This is a genomic window from Caulobacter endophyticus (genome assembly GCF_029543245.1).
GTDB lineage: Bacteria > Pseudomonadota > Alphaproteobacteria > Caulobacterales > Caulobacteraceae > Caulobacter > Caulobacter endophyticus_A.
Genome location: NZ_JARQWV010000006.1, coordinates 179643 through 198837 on the forward strand (window position 1 = coordinate 179643; position 19195 = coordinate 198837).

19 protein-coding genes are annotated in these 19195 nt (G+C 68.5%); 12 read left to right on the top strand and 7 right to left on the bottom strand.

Features of this window, described 5'->3' with window-relative positions; genetic code table 11:
• Positions 1 to 59: 59 nt before the first annotated feature.
• Together P7A99_RS07945 and P7A99_RS07950 are read right to left on the bottom strand one after the other, a co-directional pair.
• Positions 60 to 338: a hypothetical protein gene (locus P7A99_RS07945; RefSeq protein WP_058350531.1), complete on the bottom strand. Its 279-nt coding sequence runs from the start codon at positions 336 to 338 to the stop codon at positions 60 to 62.
• A gap of 174 nt (positions 339 to 512) precedes the next feature.
• Positions 513 to 1238, bottom strand: coding sequence for a glutathione S-transferase family protein (locus P7A99_RS07950; RefSeq protein ID WP_277793364.1), 726 nt, complete (start codon positions 1236 to 1238; stop codon positions 513 to 515).
• 181 nt (positions 1239 to 1419) lie between these two features.
• On the opposite strand from P7A99_RS07950, the gene P7A99_RS07955 reads away from it, so the two are divergent.
• Together P7A99_RS07955 and P7A99_RS07960 are read left to right on the top strand one after the other, a co-directional pair.
• Positions 1420 to 1920, top strand: coding sequence for an RcnB family protein (locus tag P7A99_RS07955; protein WP_277793365.1), 501 nt, complete (start codon positions 1420 to 1422; stop codon positions 1918 to 1920).
• A 203-nt stretch (positions 1921 to 2123) separates the two neighbouring features.
• Positions 2124 to 2513 (top strand): proteophosphoglycan 5, encoded by a 390-nt coding sequence (locus P7A99_RS07960; protein ID WP_277793366.1) that lies wholly within the window; start codon positions 2124 to 2126, stop codon positions 2511 to 2513.
• A gap of 119 nt (positions 2514 to 2632) precedes the next feature.
• Here P7A99_RS07960 and gatB read toward each other — a convergent pair whose 3' ends face one another.
• Positions 2633 to 4129: an Asp-tRNA(Asn)/Glu-tRNA(Gln) amidotransferase subunit GatB gene (gatB, locus tag P7A99_RS07965; protein ID WP_277793367.1), complete on the bottom strand. Its 1497-nt coding sequence runs from the start codon at positions 4127 to 4129 to the stop codon at positions 2633 to 2635.
• Between the two features lie 347 nt (positions 4130 to 4476).
• On the opposite strand from gatB, the gene P7A99_RS07970 reads away from it, so the two are divergent.
• Together P7A99_RS07970 and P7A99_RS07975 are read left to right on the top strand one after the other, a co-directional pair.
• A complete protein-coding gene (locus P7A99_RS07970) occupies positions 4477 to 5424 on the top strand; it encodes a hypothetical protein (RefSeq protein ID WP_277793368.1) in 948 nt (315 codons plus the stop codon).
• Positions 5425 to 5452: 28 nt separating this feature from the next.
• Positions 5453 to 5962, top strand: coding sequence for a hypothetical protein (locus P7A99_RS07975; RefSeq protein ID WP_277793369.1), 510 nt, complete (start codon positions 5453 to 5455; stop codon positions 5960 to 5962).
• A gap of 105 nt (positions 5963 to 6067) precedes the next feature.
• Here P7A99_RS07975 and hrpB read toward each other — a convergent pair whose 3' ends face one another.
• On the bottom strand, positions 6068 to 8512 hold the full coding sequence (hrpB, locus tag P7A99_RS07980) for an ATP-dependent helicase HrpB (protein WP_277793370.1): 2445 nt from the start codon (positions 8510 to 8512) through the stop codon (positions 6068 to 6070).
• 181 nt (positions 8513 to 8693) lie between these two features.
• Here hrpB and P7A99_RS07985 point away from each other — a divergent pair, with 181 nt between their 5' ends.
• Entirely contained in the window at positions 8694 to 10310 is a 1617-nt protein-coding gene (locus P7A99_RS07985) for an amino acid permease (protein WP_277793371.1), read from the top strand.
• A gap of 74 nt (positions 10311 to 10384) precedes the next feature.
• Positions 10385 to 11095: an MBL fold metallo-hydrolase gene (locus tag P7A99_RS07990; RefSeq protein ID WP_277793372.1), complete on the top strand. Its 711-nt coding sequence runs from the start codon at positions 10385 to 10387 to the stop codon at positions 11093 to 11095.
• 7 nt (positions 11096 to 11102) lie between these two features.
• On the opposite strand, the gene P7A99_RS07995 is transcribed toward P7A99_RS07990, so the two are convergent.
• A complete protein-coding gene (locus P7A99_RS07995; RefSeq protein ID WP_277793373.1) occupies positions 11103 to 11543 on the bottom strand; it encodes an EF-hand domain-containing protein in 441 nt (146 codons plus the stop codon).
• 104 nt (positions 11544 to 11647) lie between these two features.
• Between P7A99_RS07995 and P7A99_RS08000 the strand changes: the two genes are divergently transcribed.
• From P7A99_RS08000 to P7A99_RS08010, 3 genes are all read left to right on the top strand, one after another.
• The gene (locus P7A99_RS08000; RefSeq protein ID WP_277793374.1) at positions 11648 to 12415 is read left to right on the top strand and encodes a response regulator; all 768 of its coding nucleotides are present in this window, start codon (positions 11648 to 11650) and stop codon (positions 12413 to 12415) included.
• A complete protein-coding gene (locus P7A99_RS08005; protein WP_277793375.1) occupies positions 12412 to 13878 on the top strand; it encodes an ATP-binding protein in 1467 nt (488 codons plus the stop codon). The genes P7A99_RS08000 and P7A99_RS08005 overlap by 4 nt, the downstream gene beginning before the upstream one ends.
• 91 nt (positions 13879 to 13969) lie before the next feature.
• Positions 13970 to 14731: a hypothetical protein gene (locus tag P7A99_RS08010; RefSeq protein ID WP_277793376.1), complete on the top strand. Its 762-nt coding sequence runs from the start codon at positions 13970 to 13972 to the stop codon at positions 14729 to 14731.
• Positions 14732 to 14737: 6 nt separating this feature from the next.
• Here P7A99_RS08010 and P7A99_RS08015 read toward each other — a convergent pair whose 3' ends face one another.
• On the bottom strand, positions 14738 to 15277 hold the full coding sequence (locus P7A99_RS08015; protein ID WP_277793377.1) for a DUF1345 domain-containing protein: 540 nt from the start codon (positions 15275 to 15277) through the stop codon (positions 14738 to 14740).
• Positions 15278 to 15529: 252 nt separating this feature from the next.
• On the opposite strand from P7A99_RS08015, the gene P7A99_RS08020 reads away from it, so the two are divergent.
• Together P7A99_RS08020 and P7A99_RS08025 are read left to right on the top strand one after the other, a co-directional pair.
• A complete protein-coding gene (locus P7A99_RS08020; protein ID WP_277793378.1) occupies positions 15530 to 15697 on the top strand; it encodes a hypothetical protein in 168 nt (55 codons plus the stop codon).
• Positions 15698 to 15706: 9 nt separating this feature from the next.
• A complete protein-coding gene (locus P7A99_RS08025) occupies positions 15707 to 15916 on the top strand; it encodes a KGG domain-containing protein (protein WP_058350544.1) in 210 nt (69 codons plus the stop codon).
• A 148-nt stretch (positions 15917 to 16064) separates the two neighbouring features.
• On the opposite strand, the gene egtB is transcribed toward P7A99_RS08025, so the two are convergent.
• A complete protein-coding gene (egtB, locus tag P7A99_RS08030; RefSeq protein ID WP_277793379.1) occupies positions 16065 to 18227 on the bottom strand; it encodes an ergothioneine biosynthesis protein EgtB in 2163 nt (720 codons plus the stop codon).
• 222 nt (positions 18228 to 18449) lie between these two features.
• On the opposite strand from egtB, the gene P7A99_RS08035 reads away from it, so the two are divergent.
• On the top strand, positions 18450 to 19082 hold the full coding sequence (locus P7A99_RS08035; RefSeq protein ID WP_277793380.1) for an alpha/beta hydrolase: 633 nt from the start codon (positions 18450 to 18452) through the stop codon (positions 19080 to 19082).
• Positions 19083 to 19195 lie beyond the last annotated feature (113 nt).

Here is a 19195-nt window from a genome sequence, read left to right on the forward strand (position 1 = left end):
AAGTCACGGCCGGATCCAGAGAGCGTCCGGCCCGAAAGTAGAAACGGCTGAACCGTGGTTCAGCCGTGAGCCAGCCATTGGCGCGCCTGGCGCTGGGCTTCGGCGACGTCTTCGCTGGCCATCTCTTGCGACAGTTCCTTGCGATAGACCTTGGCCTCGACCGAACCGCGCATGGCGGCCAGGTTGAACAGCATGTGGGCCGAGACGTAGTCCAGCGGCGCGCCGCCCTGACCGGTCGAATACAGCATGCCCATGCGGAACAGTTCGTCGCCGCTCGAATCGGCGGTCGGCAGCGGCAAGCCCATCACGGCGGCGGGCGGTTCGATGCTCATCATCATGACTTCAATTCCCCAGTCCTTCCGGCTGGTCCCCAGTGGTCCAGCTCGGCCATGAACACAGAGAAAACCTTGCTCGCTGAACATATAGTTAAGCGCGCAGAGATCATGAATCGAGGCGCGACAACACGCCTCGTTCACTGAAGTAACACCCGATGAACACGGGTATACGGGTGGTTAACGGGCCCGCTGGCCGAACAGAACCTTGCGCGCCTCTTCGGCAGCTTTTCCGGACGCTTGCAAGCCGCTGGAACGCAGCTCTGCGCCCAGTTTGAAGCCCTTTTGCACGGCCTCGCGCCCGTTCACCCGCTCGAACCACGCCTTGATGTTCGGGAACTCCTCGATCTGGATTCCCTGGTTCTTCCACGGCACGACCCACGGCCAGATGGCGAAGTCGGCGATGGACAATTGGCCGCAGACGAAATCCCTGCCCGCCAGCTGCTTTTCCAGCACGCCGTAAAGGCGGTGGGTCTCGTTGGTGTAGCGGATCGCCCCGTAGGCCAACTGGCGCTGATCGGCGATGATCGCCCCGGCGTACTGCCGGAAGTGGTGTGTCTGGCCGGCCATGGGCCCCAGACCGCCCATCTGCCACATCACCCACTGGTCGATGTTCACCCGGTCGCGCTCGCCCTGGCCGTAGAACTGGCCGGTCTTGCGGCCCAGGTACTGGAGGATAGCCCCGGACTCGAAGACCGAGATCGGCTGGCCATCGGGCCCGTCCGGATCGACGATGGCCGGCATGCGGTTGTTGGGGCTGATGGCCAGGAACTCCGGCTTGAACTGCTCGCCCGTGCCGATGTTCACCGGGATCATCTCGTAGGGCAGCCCCATCTCCTCCAGCGCGATGGAGATCTTCCAGCCGTTGGGCGTGGGCCAATAGTGCAGCTCGATCGGACTGGTCATGCACGCGACTCCCTGATGTCGGTCTTGGTGACAGGGAACATGGCCATCCGTGCGCGCGACGCCAACATCCATCCTGACATGACCGTTCAGCGACGGTTCAGGCGCCGGGGATCAATCTTGTTTCCAAGGTCGAGGGATAAGGCCGCCTCCAGGCGACCGCTGACCACAAGGAGACGTACACATGAAACGTCTGTTGCTCACCATCGCCGCCGTGGCCTCGGTCGCGGGCCCGATGGCCGCCGCCGCCACGGACGCTTCGGCTCAAGGCCGCGGCCACCACGAGGATCGCTGGGATCGTCGTGACGACCGCCGCGGCGACCGCTGGGATCGTCACGATGATCGCCGTGACGGCCGCTGGGATCGCCGTGACGACCGTCGCTACGACCGCCACAGCCGCTGGGACGACCGCCGCTACAACGGCTACTACTACCGCGACCGCTGGCACTACGGCGCTCCGCCGGCCCACTACTACGGCCGTCCGGACTATCGCCCGGGCTACACCGCCTGGCGCCGCGGCGGCTATCTGCCGCCCTACTATCGCGGCGGCGGCTACGTCGTGCACGACTACGGCCGCTATCGCCTGCGCCCGCCGCCCCGCGGCTACTACTGGTACCGCGCCGGCAACGACTACGTGCTGGCCGCCATCGCCACCGGTCTGATCTTCGAGATCATCAACAACTAGATCATCGGCATTTCGCCGGTATCTGAGAAGTCTTGCGGCGCCCCGGGAACTCCACCTGGGGCGCCGTTTTTGCGCCACGCTCGCCGCGCGCGCGCCACGCATCGGGCCGCAAAGCCCGATTGTCGGGTCATTTCGGCCGTATCCGGTCGCCAGCGTAGGCCTCGCGTCACAGTCCGACGCAGCAGACACGAAGGCGCTTACCGATGAAGAGCTTGCGCATCTCCGCCGCCGTCCTCGCCCTCGCCGCCGCCGGCTATGCCGGTTCGGCCCTGGCCCAGCAGGCCCCGGCCGATCCCTCCGCCCAGACCACCCCGCCTTCGTCCAGCAGCAGCTGGGGCTCGTCGACCACGACGACCGACCCGTCGGCCTCGACCACCGCCCCGGCGACCACCGACAGCACCGCTCCGCAGGCCGACAGCGCCGCCAGCGCGGGCGAGCCGACCTCGGCCACGGCCCCGGGCGAGACCTCGACCACCACGGCCCCGGCCGCCGAGGACGCCGCCAAGCCCGACAAGAAGTCCAAGAAGCACAAGAAGCACGCCGACGACCCGGCCGCGTCGTCGTCCGCGCAGGACCCGACCACGCCGCAGTAGACGCGTCCCTGTTCGAGTCCCTTCCGAAAAGAGAAGGGCCCGCCGCTTTCGCGACGGGCCCTTTTCCTTGTTCACCAAACTCCTCCCCCATAGCGAAGCGTGCGGGGGAGGAACCCCAATCAGAGACCCAGCTTGGCCTTCAGCAGGTCGTTGACCGTGCCCGGGTTGGCCTTGCCGCCGGTGGCCTTCATGACCTGGCCGACGAACCAGCCGATGGCCTGGGGCTTGTCCTTCACGGCCGCGGCCTTGTCGGGGTTGGCGCCGATCAGCTCGTCGATCGCCGCCTCGATGGCGCCGGTGTCGTTGATCTGCACTAGGCCCCGCTTCTCGACGATCTCCGCAGGACGGCCTTCGCCGGCCCACATGTGCTCGAACACTTCCTTGGCGATCTTCGAGCTGATCGTGCCGTTCTCGATCAGCTCGACCAGCTGGGCGATGTCCGACGAGGGCAGCGGCGAGTCCGGGAACGCCGTGCCGGCGGCCGACAGCTTGGCCAGCAGCTCGTTCGTCACCCAGTTGGCCACCAGCTTGGCGTCGCGACCCTTGGCGGCGGCTTCGAAGTAGTCGGCGCGCTCGGCGTCGATGATCAGCACGCCGGCGTCGTAGGCCGAGAGGCCGTACTCGCTCTGCAGGCGCGCCTTCTTGGCGTCCGGCAGCTCCGGCAGCGTGGTCTCGATCTCCTTCACCCAGGCCGGGTCCAGCACCAGCGGCAGCAGGTCCGGATCGGGGAAGTAGCGGTAGTCGTGCGCCTCTTCCTTCGAACGCATCGAGCGGGTCTCGCCCTTGGTCGGGTCGAACAGGCGGGTCTCCTGGTCGATCACGCCGCCGTCTTCCAGGATCTCGATCTGGCGACGGGCTTCGTACTCGATCGCCTGCTGGATGTAGCGATACGAGTTGACGTTCTTGATCTCGCAGCGCGTGCCCAGGTGCTTGAAGCTGCCGGTCTCGCGGAACTTCTCGTAGTCGCCCGGACGGCAGACCGACACGTTGACGTCGGCGCGAAGGTTCCCCTTCTCCATGTCGCCGTCGCAGGTGCCCAGATAGACCAGGATCGTCCGCAGCTTCTTCACGTAAGCGGCGGCCTCTTCCGAGGTGCGCATGTCGGGCTTGGAGACGATCTCCATCAGCGCCGTGCCCGCGCGGTTCAGGTCCACATAGGTGGCGTTCGGGTCCTGGTCGTGCAGCGACTTGCCGGCGTCCTGTTCCAGGTGCAGGCGCTCGATGCGCACGTCGAAGGTCGTGCCGTCGTCGCGCTCGACCACCACCACGCCCTCGCCGACGATCGGCTGGTCGAACTGGCTGATCTGATAGCCCTGCGGCAGGTCGGGATAGAAGTAGTTCTTGCGGTCGAAGCGGCTCTTCAGGTTGATCTGCGCCTTCAGGCCCAGGCCCGTCTTCACCGCCTGCTCGACGCAGAAGCGGTTCAGCACCGGCAGCATGCCCGGCATGGCCGCGTCCACGAGGCTGACCTGCTCGTTGGGACCGGCGCCGAAGCCGACGGCGGCGCCCGAGAACAGCTTGGACTTGCTGGCCACCTGGGCGTGAACCTCGAGGCCCAGCACAATTTCCCAGTCGCCGGTGCGACCCTTGATCGTCTTGGAAGCAGCTTCGGTCATGTCTCTTGTCCTCCCTCCGTCGCCGGAAGGCCGGTTAGCGCGGGCGGCGAAGCAGGCCTCGCCGTGTCAGGGTTCCTCATGCACCGTGGGGGTCGGGGAGCGCAAGGCTGGCGGGGTGGTTTGTTGAGGGGGAAGTAGGCGTTGGAAACTTCGCTCCGGCCTCATGTGATTTCGCCCTATCGAGAGAAACCGCAGACTGCACCTCCAATCCCCGACAGAGGGTGACGGCAACAGATAGCCAGCCAAGACGACATAAACCGAGCACAATGGCGATACTTGCTACAAAGTTGTGGAATTCTAGGCAGAGTTGCGCTTTCACAAGCACACCTCGGGGGGACGCTGCTGAAATGATTCCAGAAATTTCCGAATTCTCGTACGGCTTCGCGCTGACCAATGAGCTCGTTCGATGGGCGGAACTTTCGGTAGCTCCGATCTTTCCGAGTCTCATCGAAGAAGGCGGCCCTGGCGGCGGATACGACGTTAAACTTGATCGTCCCGGCGCACCACTCTTCCTACAATTCAAACGATCGGAATGCATGACTCGCCGTTCGGCCCGCGAGTGGAAGCTTGTGGACGACCTCGGGGGGCGACTTGGGGTGCCCTTCTATCGATTTCCCGTCACGCAATCGCTGAAATCAGATCAGCACGAACTTCTCCTGGCACTCGACACGCCCCCCAATCTCGTCTTTTACGCTGCACCACGATTTCACGAACTCAGTGAGATCAATCGGGCGTGGCAGGACGCAGCGGTAAGCGCACGGTCTGTTTTTGTCGCACCGTCCGAGATCGGATCGCTCGATGATGAACGCCACAATGTAGCTTTTGACGCAGCCCGAACCTGGATTTGCTCTGAACCACGGGAAATTCGCGCATTAACGAGCAGAGATTTACTCGAAAAAATAAAGACCGCCCTGAATCATGACGACCGACCTCTTCGGGAAACCCTACCCGAGTTATCTGAGCGCCTCCAAAGAGCCGAAGTCCAAGGCCGAGAACGGGCCGAGGCCAAACGTCGCGCCTACGAGCGCCGACAAATGGAATTGGCCGCGCAGAAGGTGGAATTGTCGGTGGAGGCGGCGCCCATGGAGAGAGGCGACTTCCTTCGCTCGGTAAGTCGATCGCTGATCCAAACGTCGATCGACCTCGAGGCCCTTGAAGCACCAGAACCGACACCACCGACAACTCGCCCTATGGAAGAAATTAGCCCGGAACGGCGCACGCTGAGCCGCTTGGCCGATCAAGCAGCCAGGGTCTTCGACTCTCAACTAGTTCTCGTCCAGCCTCGAGACGAATAAAGATCGCAGTCGCGCAAGTTCGCAGAGATTGATTAAAGTGATGTATGAACATTGGCTCTCGGAGCGAGTGCCCAGATATAGGCAGCTCTCTACAGCAGAACGGGAGGCTGTCGCTGGCTTCCTGCACTTCTGGCCTCTCTTCGAAGGCCTTGTGCTCGACGGCTCAGCGAGCCCAGGCAAGCTTTGCGATCTGGCCGAACGGGGTGGTGAAAATCTGGGCTGGTCTCAAGCCGTTAGAGAGGCTTTGGCCCATTATCAACAACGCTATTTTCCCAACAGGGAGGCGGCGGCACGCTTTGAGTCCCTGCGCTTTCGCCGGCACGATCGACGAGACCTCGTCGTCGCAGTGATGAGCCAAGAGGTTCGAGACCCCGCTTCCTGCACGGCTGCTGTACTTCTCATCCTCTATCGTCTGCGAAACAATCTTTTTCATGGAGAGAAGTGGCACTACGGTCTTGAGGGCCAGCAAGCTAATTTCGACCATGCCAACCAAGTGTTGATCGAGCTCTTGGAGCATTTTTCAAGCCTGCGCCCCTGAGTGTTGCTCGGCACTGCCCCGAATTCGCCAGAACTAAGGTCAGCGGAACGGCAGCGCGACGCGTGCTCGGCTGCCGATATTAGCGCTCATGGTCATCAGCCCCCCTCACGTCCCCCGGGGCTTGGCCCGCGTCGTCGGCGCCGCGCTGGCCGGATCATCCGGCCACACATGCCGGGGATAGCGCCCCTTCATCTCGACCTTCACCTCGCGCCAGGAGCCTTTCCAAAAACCCGGCAGGTCCTTGGTGATCTGGATCGGACGATGGGCGGGCGACAGGAGGGCCAGGGTCAGGGGGACCTTGCCGTGGGCCACGCAGGGGTGCTCGGCCAGGCCGTAGAGCTCGCCCACCCGCACCTCGACGCGAGGACCGCCTTCCGCGCCATAGTCGATGGCGAAGGTCGAGCCGGTGGGGGCGGTGAAGCGGGCCGGGGCCTGGGCCTCGATGCGGCCCTGCATGTCCCACGGGATCAGGGTCTTGATCGCCGCCTCCAGCGTGGCCTCGTCGATGCCGGCCAGGGACGAGCGGCCGGCCAGCAGGGGTTCGAGCCACTCGTCCAGCCGCGCGACCAGGGCCGCTTCCGACAGGTCCGGCCAGGCGTCTCCGTCATTGGCGCGCAGGAAGGCCACGCGGTCGAGCAGCCCCCTGCCCCGCTCGCCCAGCTTCAGGGCTGACAGGCCGTCGCTGCGCACCTGGTCGGCCAGGGCCCCGGCGATCAGGGCCGGGTCGGGCTTTTCGATGGTCTTCTCGTCGATGACGAGCTTGCCCAGGCGCAGCAGGCGCTTGGCGCGCAGCTTGCCGCCGCCGCTGGTCTCCAGCCGGTCTTCCGCCACCAGCCGGTCGGCGAAGGCGGCGCGCAGGGCTTCTTCGTCCAGCGGGGCGGCCAGCAGGATGCGGTCGCGGGCGTCGCCGCCGCCCAGTTCGCCGACGGCCAGCCAGGTCTCACGGGCTAGGGCGTCGGTCGGCTCCAGATAGACGCCGCGGCCGCTGGCCAGCTGGTACTCGCCAGGCTTGCCGCGCGCGCGGGCCACCCGCTCGGGATAGGCCTCGGCCAGCAGCAGGGCGTCGTCCAGGGGCTCGGCGCCGCTCGGCTTACCCGCCTGCCGCGACCAGCGCTCGGCCAGGGCGCGGGCGTCGCGGGCCCTCGGCGTACGGTCCCGCCCAAAGCCCTCCAGCCGGCCGCGCAGGTCGACGCCTCGGCCGCCAAGCCCCTGCTCGCTGAGCACGGCGGCGATCTCGGCGGCGCGGTGCGCCTGTCCGCTGGCGGCGGCGCGGGCGACCATGTGGGCCAGACGCGGGGCCAGAGGCATGTTCGACAGCGCCTTGCCGTGCGCGGTCAGCCCGCCATTGGCGTCCAGCGCCTGCAAGCGGTTCAGCAGCGACCGCGCCTCGCTGAAGGCCGCGCGCGGCGGCGGGTCGAGGAAGGCCAAGCCTTCCGCATCCTTGGCGCCCCAGCGGGCGAGATCCAGGGCTAGGCGCGACAGGTCGGCCTCGAGGATCTCGGGCCGGGCGAAAGCGGGCAGCGCGCGGGTCTCGGGCTCGTCCCACAGGCGGTAGCAGACGCCCGGCTCGGTGCGGCCGGCGCGCCCCCGGCGCTGGTCGGCGGCGGCGCGGGCCACGCGCACGGTCTCCAGCCGGGTCAGGCCGCTGGAAGAATCGAAGCGCGGCACGCGCGACAGGCCGGCGTCGATGACGACGCGCACACCCTCGATGGTCAGGCTGGTCTCGGCGATCGAGGTGGCCAGCACCACCTTGCGGCGGCCTGCGGGCGTGGGCTGCACCGCGCGGTCCTGTTCGGCCGGTTCCAGCGCGCCATATAAAGGAGCAAGATCGACGTCCGGCCGGCGCAGGCGTTCGGCTAGCCAGCTCTCGGCCCGGCGGATCTCGCCCTGGCCCGGCAGGAAGACCAGGATCGAGCCGCTTTCCTCGGCCAGCGCCCGCTCGACGGCGCGCCCGACCCGCTCCTCAAGGCGCTGGCGGTCGTCGCGGCCCAGATAGCGGGTCTCGACCGGGAACATCCGGCCCTCGCTCTCCACCACCGGCGCATCACCCAGCAGGGCAGAGACGCGGGCCCCGTCCAGCGTGGCCGACATCACCAGGATCTTGAGGTCATCGCGCAGCAGGCCCTGCGCATCCCGGGCCAGGGCCAGGCCCAGGTCAGCGTCCAGGCTGCGCTCGTGGAACTCGTCGAAGATCACGCAGGCCACGCCGTCCAGGCCCGGGTCGTCGAGAATCATCCGGGTAAAGACGCCCTCGGTGACCACTTCCACCCGCGTTCTGGCCGACACCTTGGACTGCAACCGCACGCGGAAACCGACCGTGTCGCCGACGCTTTCGCCCAGGGTCTGGGCCATGCGCGAGGCGGCGGCCCGGGCGGCCAGCCGGCGAGGCTCCAGCATGACGATCTTGCCGCCACCGACCCATGCTTCCTCCAGCAGGGCCAAGGGAACAGCTGTGGTTTTGCCCGCGCCGGGCGGGGCCACGAGAACGGCGGTCTCGCGTTCGGACAAGGCGCCTTTGAGCGCGGGAATGGCCTGAAAAATGGGCAGCATCGCGCCGCCTTTAGCTGGGCTGGGGATCAACGCCAAGCAGGACTGGACTAGCCTAAGGTGTGGAGAACATTTACGCGCTTCGGCGGCGCGGCCTTGACCCCATGCTCATAAACGGGTCACCGTCCGCAAAATTTTCCAAAGGCGACCCCCGGGGGGGAGTCTTGCCTATCCAGGAGGAACTATGTGGCGCGTTAAATCGCTTGATGCGATCCTTGCGACGGCTGAGAAAAAATCCCTTCATCGCTCGCTCGGACCGGTCCAGCTGACGCTGCTGGGGGTGGGCGCCATCATCGGTACGGGGATCTTCGTCCTGACCGCCGCCGCCGCCCAGAAGGCCGGCCCCGGCATGATGTGGAGCTTCGTGATCGCCGGCGCCGTCTGCGCCATCGCCGCGCTCTGCTACTCCGAACTGGCCTCGATGGTTCCCGTCTCGGGCTCGGCCTACACCTATTCCTACGCCGTGATGGGCGAGCCGCTGGCCTGGATGGTCGGCTGGGCGCTGATCCTCGAATACGCTGTCGCCGCCAGCGCCGTGTCGGCCGGCTGGTCCGGCTACTTCCTCGGCCTGATCGAGAACGCGCTGGGCTTCCAGTGGCCCGCCCTGTTCAAGGCCGGCCCGGCCTGGTCGATGAACGGCTTCATCCCGGTCGCCGACTTCAGCGCCGGCATCGTCAACGTGCCCGCCATCATCGTGGCCCTGTCGGTCACCGCCCTGCTGGTCGTCGGCACCACCGAGAGCGCCCGCGTCAACGCCGTGCTCGTGGCCATCAAGGTCACCGCCCTGACCGCCTTCATCGTGCTGACCATCCCGGTCCTGAAGAGCGGCAACTTCTCGCCCTTCGCCCCCAACGGCTGGTTCGGTCCGGAAGGCACCAGCGGCATGGGGATCGTCGGCGCCGCCGCCTCGATCTTCTTCGCCTATGTCGGCTTCGACGCCGTGTCGACCGCCGCCGAAGAGACCAAGAACCCGCAGCGCAACGTGCCGATCGGCCTGATCGGCAGCCTGGCGCTCTGCACCATCTTCTACCTGCTGGTGGCCGCCGGCGCGATCGGCGCCATCGGCGCCCAGCCGGTGTTCGGCGCCGACGGCTCGGCCGTCCAGCCCGGCTCGGCCGCTTTCCAGGCCGCCTGCTCGCTGGCCGACAACAGCGGCCGTCTGGTCTGCTCGAACGAAGCCCTCGCCCACGTCCTGCGCGAGATCAACTGGCCGGTGGTCGGCAACGCCCTGGGCCTGGCCGCCAACCTGGCCCTGCCCTCGGTCATCCTGATGATGATCTACGGCCAGACCCGCATCTTCTTCGTCATGGCCCGCGACGGCCTGCTGCCGGAGAAGCTCGCCACCATCCACCCGAAGTTCAAGACGCCCTACATCGTGACCATCGTCACGGGCATCTTCGTCGCCATCGCCGCCGCCTTCTTCCCGGTCGGCCAGCTGGCCGACATCTCGAACTCGGGCACCCTGTTCGCCTTCTTCATGGTGGCGATCGCGGTGATGGTGCTGCGCGTGAAGGATCCGAACCGTCCGCGTCCGTTCAAGACCCCGCTGGTGTGGGTGGTCGGTCCGCTGGCCATGGTCGGCTGCGCGGCCCTCTACTTCAACCTGCCGGCCGAAGCCATGCTGGTGCTGCCGATCTGGGGCGCCATCGGCCTGGTGATCTACCTGGCCTACGGCATCCGCAAGAGCCATCTGGCCCGCGGCCTGGTCGAGGTTCCGGAACTGGCCGCCGACGCGCCGGCCGGCCCCGTGCCGCCGATGCCGGGCGCCCCGGCCCCGGGCTCGCCCGAGGAACGGTCTTGATCTTGGGGACGTAGTCTCTAGTTCAGACGGGCGGGAACTTCGGTTCCCGCCCGTTTTCGTTTGGAGCCGACACCTTGACCACCCCGTCGCCCATCAGCGCCGTCATCGCCCCGGTCACGCCGCTGCAGCAGAACTGCACGATCGTGTGGTGCTCCAAGACTAAGAAGGCCGCGATCATCGATCCGGGCGGCGAGGTCGACCGCCTGCTGCGCGCGCTGAAGGACCAGGGCCTGACGCTCGAGAAGATCTGGATCACCCACGGCCACATGGACCATGCCGGCGGCGCGGCCGAGCTGAAGGCCAAGACCGGCGTCCCGATCGAAGGCCCGCACAAGGACGACCAGTTCTGGATCGACCGCATCCAGGAGAGCGGCGAGATGTACGGCATGCCCGAGGCCCGCATCTTCGTGCCCGACCGCTGGCTGGAGGACGGCGACGTCGTCACCCTGGGCGATACGCAGTTCGAGGTGCTGCACTGCCCGGGCCACACGCCGGGCCACGTGGTGTTCTTCCACCGCGAGACGAAATTCGCCCAGGTCGGCGACGTGCTGTTCCAGGGCTCGATCGGGCGTACGGACTTCCCGCGCGGGAACCACCAGGACCTGATCGACGCCATCACCGGCAAGCTGTGGCCGCTGGGCGACGACATCCGCTTCGTGCCGGGCCATGGCCCGATGTCGAGCTTCGGCGCCGAGCGCCGCACCAATCCCTTCGTCGGCGACCGCGCCGTGGCGGCCATGAAGGGGCCCGGCTACACGGCTCCGGTGAACCGCTCGCCGGGGTGACCGGTCCTTACTGACGCGGCGGTGGGCCGCCGGGGGGGCCCATGCGGAACTCGTCGCCGGTCAGCTTGCCGTCGCCGTCCTTGTCGGCGGCGGTGAACTGGGCGCGGCTGGCGGCCAGGGCCTCGTCCTTGGTGATCCTGCCGTCCTTGTCGGCGTCCTGCGCGGCCAGTTGGGCCAGCATCCGGCCGCCGAAGCCGCCGCCGGGACCGCCCTGCCCTTCGCGCTGGGCGAAGCGCTGCTTGATCGCCTCGAGCTCGGCCGCGTCGATCACGCCGTCCTTGTTGGCGTCCATGCGCTCGAAGCGCTGAAGGGCCGAGGCCTCGTACTCGGCGGCGGTGACCACGCCGTCGCCGTCGGCGTCCGGGCCGCGCATGCCCGGGCCTGGCTGGGCATGCGCGGCGGCTCCGAGCAGGGACAATCCGAGGACGGCGGAAACGAGTCGGTTCATGGAGGCGCTCCGTGGCGATTTGACGCTAGGGGGCCACGATCAGGTTGCGCGCCTGTTGCAAGCGTGAAATCTGACGGTGACAGGGGCATGAAAGGACCATCGGCATGGAGACCTCCCCGACCACCGCCTCGTCCGCCGCCGTCGCGGACACCACCAAGGGCGCCGGCGCCCGCATCCTGATCGTCGACGACGATCCGGGCATCCGCGACGTCGTGTCCGATTTCCTCGTCCGCCACGGCTATGTCGTCGACACGGCCCAGGACGCGCGCACCATGGAACAGGCCCTGGCCAAGGGCCCGGTCGACCTGGTGGTGCTCGACGTCATGCTGCCGGGCGAAGACGGCCTGGCCATCTGCCGTCGCCTCGCCGCGCAGGACGGCCCCGCCATCATCATGCTCTCGGCCATGGGCGAAGAGACCGACCGCATCGTCGGCCTCGAACTCGGCGCCGACGACTACCTGCCCAAGCCGTGCAATCCGCGCGAGCTGCTGGCCCGCGTGCGCGCCGTCCTGCGCCGCCGCACCGAGCCGCGCTCCAGCGACGACAGCATGGGCGCGGCCTGCGAATTCGCCGGCTGGCGCCTGGATCTCGTCCGCCGCGAACTGCGCTCGCCGCAGTCGGTGGTGGTCAATCTCTCCAGCGGCGAATTCTCGCTGCTGCGCGCCTTCGTGGAACGCCCGCAGCGCGTGCTGACCCGCGACCAGCTCCTCGACCTAGCCCGCGGCCGCGACAGCGACGCCTACGACCGCGCCATCGACGTCCAGATCAGCCGGCTCCGCCGCAAGCTGGACGACGGCGGCGGCGGCGAGCTGATCCGCACGATCCGCAGTGAGGGCTACATGTTCACGCCCAAGGTCACCCGCACGCCATGAAGTTCGCAGTCCCGGGGCGCGGCGGCGCGCCCCTGTTCGCCCAGGCCCTGGGACTGGCGCTCGTCACTCTGGTCGCAACGATCCTGATCTGCGTGGCGGTCGTGTTCAACGTGCCGCCCCCGCCGCCCGAGCTCTACAAGCTCAGCGAGATCAGCCGGGCGCTGAAGACCGGCCAGACCGTGCATCCGCGCGACGGCCGTCCGCTGGTCGTCCATCACCGCACCCGGGTCAAACCCGATGGCGAGGATTCCCAGCGCCGCGCCGAGTTCAAGGCCGCCATCGGCCGCGAGTTGAACGTGCCCGTCGACCGGATCTCGATCCGCACCGAGAACGGCCCCCGCTTCTTCGTGCGCAATGCTCGCCAGAAGGGCCCGCCGCCTCCGCCGGGTCCTGGCGGTCCCGGTGGTCCTGGCCCGGGCCCCGGTCCCGGCGGCCCTCCCCCGCCTCCGCCCGGCGCGGTCGGCCCCAAGCTCCCCGGCGGCCAGATTCTCGCCGACCGCATCGCCGCGGTGATGCGCGACGAGCCCTTCCTGTTCGGCGACTTCGAGCTGGGCATCCGGCAGGCCGACGGGCGATGGCTGGTCGTCGAGCCCAAGTTCACCGTCCTGCGCGACACCTGGCAGGTGCGAATCCTGCTGATCCTAGCCCTGTCGGCCGCGGCCGTGTCGCCACTGGCCTGGCTGTTCGCCCGCCGCCTGGCCGGCCCGATCACCGCCTTCGCCGCCGCCGCCGAGCGCCTGGGCCGCGACCCGCGCGCCCCGCCGCTCAGCCTGTCGGGCTCGGCCGAGGTGGCCGCCGCCGCCAACGCCTTCAACGAGATGCAGGAGCGCCTGCGCCGCTACGTCGAGGACCGCACGGCCATGATCGGCGCGGTAGCCCACGACCTGCGCACGCCGCTGACCCGCCTTCGCTTCCGCATCGAGACCACGCCCGACGACGTGCGTAGCAAGCTCGAGAGCGACATCGACCAGATGGAGGCGATGATCTCGGCCACCCTGGCCTTCGTCCGCGACACCAGCCGCCCGGCCGAACGCACCAAGCTGGAACTGGCCTCGCTCCTGGAAAGCGTCATGGACGAGGCGGCCGAGACCGGTGGGAACGCCACCGCCGAGGAAAGCGAGAAGATCGTCGTCGAGGGCGATCCGATCGCGCTGAAGCGCCTGGTCACCAACCTGGTCGAAAACGCCCTGAAGTACGGCGGCGCCGCACGCGGCCGGGTCTACCGCCAGACCGGCGGCGCGGTGCTGGAGATCGACGACGACGGTCCCGGCGTGCCCTCGGCAGAACTCGAGCGCGTATTCGAGCCGTTCTTCCGGGGCGAGCCCTCGCGCAACCGCGAAACCGGCGGCATCGGTCTGGGCCTGGCCGTGGTCCGCTCGCTGGCCCGCGCCCATGGCGGCGACGTGACCCTGCTGAACCGCCCCGAAGGCGGCCTGCGGGCCCGCGTGACCCTACCGGCCTGACGTCTGTTGCGGCCGCGCAATCAAGCGCGGCCGTGACGACATAACCGCGCAATGCGGCGGCGCTTCAAGCGGTGGGAAGGAGCTCCTTTCCATGACCGCACGCGCCCTGCCCCTCCTGGCCTTTGCCGCCCTGTCGCTCGCCGCCTGCGGCCACGCCCCGCCGGATGGACCGGGCGGTCGCGGCCCCGGCGGCCCGGGCGGTCGTCCCGGCTTCGCCGGCGGCCCGCCCCCGGGCGAAGACGGTCCTCGCATGGGCGGCGGCAAGCAGGTGTTCATCAGCCCGGCGGGCGAGCCTTTCCGCGCCGATCCCGGCCAGCCCTATCCGGTCGCCCAGTGGTTCGCGGGGGCCGACGCCGACCACGACGGCGAGCTGACCCGCGAGGAGTTCCTCGCCGACTCCCTGCGCTTCTTCGACAAACTCGACACCGACAAGTCAGGCGTCCTCGACGGGTTCGAGGTCTCGGCCTACGAGCGCAACATCGCGCCCGAGATCGTCCAGGCCTCGGCCATGCCGCAGCAGGGTCCGCCCTCTGGCGGCGGCCCCGACGGCGAGGGTCCGCGCCCCCGCCGCGACCGGGGCCTGGGCAACATGCTGCTGGGCGCCACGCCCTACGCCCTGCTGGCCGAACCCCAGCCGGTGATGGGCGCCGACGCCGACTTCAACCGCCGCATCACCCGCGACGAGGCGACCCGCGCGGCCAACGCCCGCTTCAAGCTGCTCGACAAGGACGGCGACGGCCGTCTGACCCTGGCCGAACTGCCCCAGACCCGCGTGCAGCGGATCATGAGCGGCGAGGAAGAGCCCCGCGATGGCGGCCGGCGCGGCAAGGGCGGCCGCCGCCCGCCGCGCTAGGCCCTCTCACCCCGCCACCACCCCGGCGATGATGTTGATCCCCAGCGCCAGGATGGCGGTGTTGTAGAAATAGGCCGTCACGGCGTGGGCCGTGACGAGGTTGCGCAAGGCCCCGGTGCGCACGTCGTTGTCGGAGACCTGGAAGGTCGCCCCGATGCTGAAGGCCAGGTAGACGAAGTCCTTGTAGGTGCGGGCCGGCTCGCCGGGAAAGCCGAACCCGCCCTTCCCCGCTCCCGCGCCGAAATGGCGGTGGGCGTAGTGCAGCACGAACACCGAGTGCAGCACGATCCACGACAGCACCAGGGTGACGCCCGCGCAGGCCGCCGTCAGGTTCTTCACGGCCAAGGCCTGGGAGCGCGCACCGATCATCGCCGCCACCACCGCGGCTAGGCTGGCGGCGATGGCCGACAGCACGATCAGCAGGATCAGCGAGCGCCCTTCATCCTCGGCCGCTGCCTTGGCGCGGAGAGCCGCCTCGTCGGTGGTGAGGAACAGGCGCCACAGCAAAACGGCATAGATTGCGGCGCCGACGTCCCACCCGATCAAAATATGCGTGCTTTCGGGCAGATTTATCTGACGGGCGAAACCCCATCCAAACAGCCCCGTCGCGACGCCCGCCAAAAGCCTCCAATGCCTTGTAATTAATGAAGATTTACCACCATCCAAGGTGCTCTTGCGCATCGGTTTCAGCCTGCCTTTTCCCCAGACAATCGTCCTTAACGCTGCATTTGTCTCGCCTGACACGTGAAACCGAACTCGGCTTCACCGGTTACTTCACCGGAACACTGGAACGACGCCATGACCGACCCCGACGCCCCGCCTCCGCTGGAGCCGCAAACGCCGGACGATCCGCCGGGCTCCACGCCCGACGAAGTCCCGCTGGAGCCGCCTCCGGTGCAGCCGGGCGACGATCGGCCCTATGGCGCCGCTCCGGACCCGTTCCCTCCCGTTACCAGTCCCGATTAGGAGCAAGACATGGACCTCGACAGCGAACGGCCCCGCGGCCGCCGAGGCTTCGCCGCCATGGATCCGGAACGCCGCCGCGAGATAGCTCGCAAGGGCGGCGCCAGCGTCCCCAGTGAGAAGCGCAGCTTCGCCAAGGACCGCGACCTGGCCGCCAATGCCGGCCGCAAGGGCGGTTCCTCGTCGCGTGGCGGCGGCCGCCTCGGCGCTCGCGACCTTTAAGGAATGCCGCGGCCGAGGGGGGGACGGGCGACGCAGCCGACGGTGGCGGCGCACGTATCAGGATTTTAGGGCCCGGATCGGTCTTGCCGATCCGGGCTCTTGGGCTGTCCGCCATCCAGCGGCCGGCCGCGACTTTCTTGTTCCGCTCTCAGGAGCGAAGCGCGAAGACGCCGAACGCCGGCGCCTCGCTGATCCAGCGCGCCTCGACGCGCCATCCGGCCTTCTCCGCCATAGCCGCGAAGGCGTCGGGGTCGTACTTGTAGGAATTCTCGGTGTGGATGGTCTCGCCGGCCGCGAAGTCGATCGGCCGGCCGGCGATCTCGACCGTCTGGTCGCGCAGGCTGACGAGATGCATCTCGATCCGGCTCTCGACGGCGTTCCAGACGGCCCGGTGGGCGAAGGCGTCCAGATCAAAACCGCCGTCCAACTCGCGGTTGATGCGCGCCAGCAGGTTCTTGTTGAACGCCGCCGTCACCCCGGCCGCATCATCATAGGCCGGGATCAGCACGTCCTCGGCCTTGGCGATGTCGGCGCCGACCACGAACAGCGCTCCTGGCCCCAGCAGTTCACGCGCCGCGCTCAGGAAGGCGACAGCCTCGTCCGTCGGGAAGTTGCCGATCGTCGAGCCGGGGAAGAAGCCGACCGTCGGCCGTCCCCGCGCCGCCGCCGGCAGGCCCAGCGGATGGGTGAAGTCGCCCACGGCCGGGGCCACGGTCAGGCCGGGATAGTCGGCGCGGATCGCGGCGGCGGCCGCGTCCAGGGCCGAGGCGCTGATGTCCATAGGTGCGTAGACCGCCAGCTGCGGGGCTGCGTCCAGCACGATGCGGGTCTTGGTGCTGGCGCCGCTGCCGAACTCGATCATCGCCGCGCCGTCGGGGATGCGGGCGGCGATCTCGGGCGCGATGCGACGCAGCAGCGCCGTCTCGGTGCGGGTCGGATAGTACTCCGGCAGCACCGTGATCTCCTCGAACAGCCGCGAGCCCTCGGCGTCGTAGAAGTACTTGCTGGACAAGGTCTTGGGACTGGCCGAGAGGCCCGCCAGGACGTCGTCGCGGAAGCCCGCGTCCATCGCCCGCTCGCGCCCGCCCGCCCCGTCGCGCGCCAGGCGCACGCCCGAGAACATCCAGCGCTGGCCGGGGTGGAAGAAGTTGCGATAGCTGGCTCGCGCATGGCCCGGCGGCGTGCCCGCCGCCCCGCCGCGCAGGACCATCTGATTGACCATGAACTTGCCGTTGTACTCGCCCAGAGCGCCGGCGCCGGGGCGGAAGCCGGGATAGGCGCCATAGGCGCTGGCGGTCCACTGCCAGGCCTCTCCGGACATCTGCCGCAGGTCCTTGCCCGACTGCGCGGCGGCCTCCCACTCGGCCTCGGTGGGCAGGCGCCCGCCCGCCCAGGTCGCGAAGGCGGCCGCTTCGTAATAGCTGACGTGGCTCACCGGCGCGGCCGGGTCTAGAGGGCGAAGCCCGGCCAGGCCGAACTCGCGCCAGGCCCCGTCCTCGTCCTGGCGCCAGTAGAGCGGCGCGCGCCAGCCCTGTTCCTGCACCATGGTCCAGCCGTCCGAGAGCCAGAACTCGGGCCGCTCATATCCGCCGTCCTCGATGAAGCACAGCCATTCGCCGTTGGTGGTCAGACGATCGGCCAGGCGGAAGGGCTCGAGAAACACCCGGTGGCGCGGCCGCTCGTTGTCGAAGGCGAAGCCGCCCTCCTGCGCACCGATCGTTTCCACACCGCCCTCGAAGCCGACGAAGCCCAGGGCGGGCGCCGCCGGCCGGGCCGGATCCGGGCGCTCGCGATAGGCCGGGGCCAGAGGCGACTGGGCGAACAGGTGCTGGATGTCCATCAGCAGCAGTTCCTGGTGCTGCTCTTCGTGGGCCAGCCCCAGGTCGAGCCGCTCCAGGATCTCGGGCGACAGCGCACCCGACAGCAGCCGCGTCATCGCCGCATCGACGTGGCGACGATAGGCGCCGACTTCGACACAGGACGGCCGCGTCAGCAGCCCTCGCTGGGGCCGGGGCTGCCGAGGACCCATGGCCTCGTAATACGAGTTGAAGATGTAGCCGAACGCCGGGTCGTAGGGCTTGTAGCCGGGCGCGTACGGGATCAGCAGGAAGGTCTCGAAGAACCAGGTGGTATGGCCGCGATGCCACTTGGTCGGACTGGCGTCGGGCATGGACTGGGCCGCCTGGTCCTCGGGCGACAGCGGCGCGGCCAAGGCCTCGGTGCGTTCGCGCACGGCGCGGTATCGGGCCAGCAGGGTGTCGGCGGCCACAGCGGCGGCGGTGGCCAGGACCAGGGTATCGTCGGGACTCATGCACGCTCCTGGCGCTGACGGGCCGTATGGGCGGGCCGCTGTCCAAAACGGATCGGGAGCTTGGGCGTTCCCCGTTTCGAGGGCAAGGCGGCCTGCTGCCAGCATGGTGTCATCAGCGCTTCTCAATTCCTATTGAATTGATCTGATTTGATCCTCCCGCCTCGCGGGAGCGACAAGCAGCTCAAATCCGCTTCGCGCGGTCCCGTCTTGAAGAGTTGAGCGATGTCTTTCGTTTCGCCGCCCGAACACTCGCCGCAGCGCCCAGGCGCCGCCCTGCCCGATCCCGCCGGCGATCCGCCGATCCTGATCGTGCCCGGCCTCTACAATTCCGGTCCCGACCACTGGCAGAGCCACTGGGAGCGCGCCCTGCCCAATGCCGAGCGCGTCGACCAGGTCGACTGGGAGCGACCCGCCCTGGGCGACTGGACAATCAGCCTGGCCGAAGCCGTGCGCAGCCGCCCCGGCGCGATCCTGGTGGCCCACAGCCTGGGCTGCGCCCTGGTCTGCCACTTGGCCCAGGTCACCGGCGGCCGGGGCGTGCGCGGCGCCCTGCTGGTGGCCCCGGCCGACGTCAACCGCGAGGGCCCGGCCGGCCGGCTGCTGATCGGCTTCTCGCCGATCCCCCGGCCCCGCCTGCCCTTCCCCTCGCTGGTGGTCGCCAGTCGCGACGATCCCTATGTGGCCATCGAGCGGGCCGAGGCCTTCGCCCGCGGCTGGGGCTCGCGCTTCGTCGACCTGGGCCGGGCGGGACACATCAACGTCGACTCCGGCCACGGCGCCTGGCCGCGCGGCCGCCTGCTGCTGAACGAGCTGATCCGCGCCACGGCGCCGGCCTCGCCAACACCTCAGGCCTGACAAAAGACGACCCCCGCGAACCGGGTTCGCGGGGGTCGTTCTTTACGCGGACTGTCACTCGTTTCGCCGATCCGGCTTCGCGATCCTCAGCGCTTGGCTCCAGCCTCCCTACG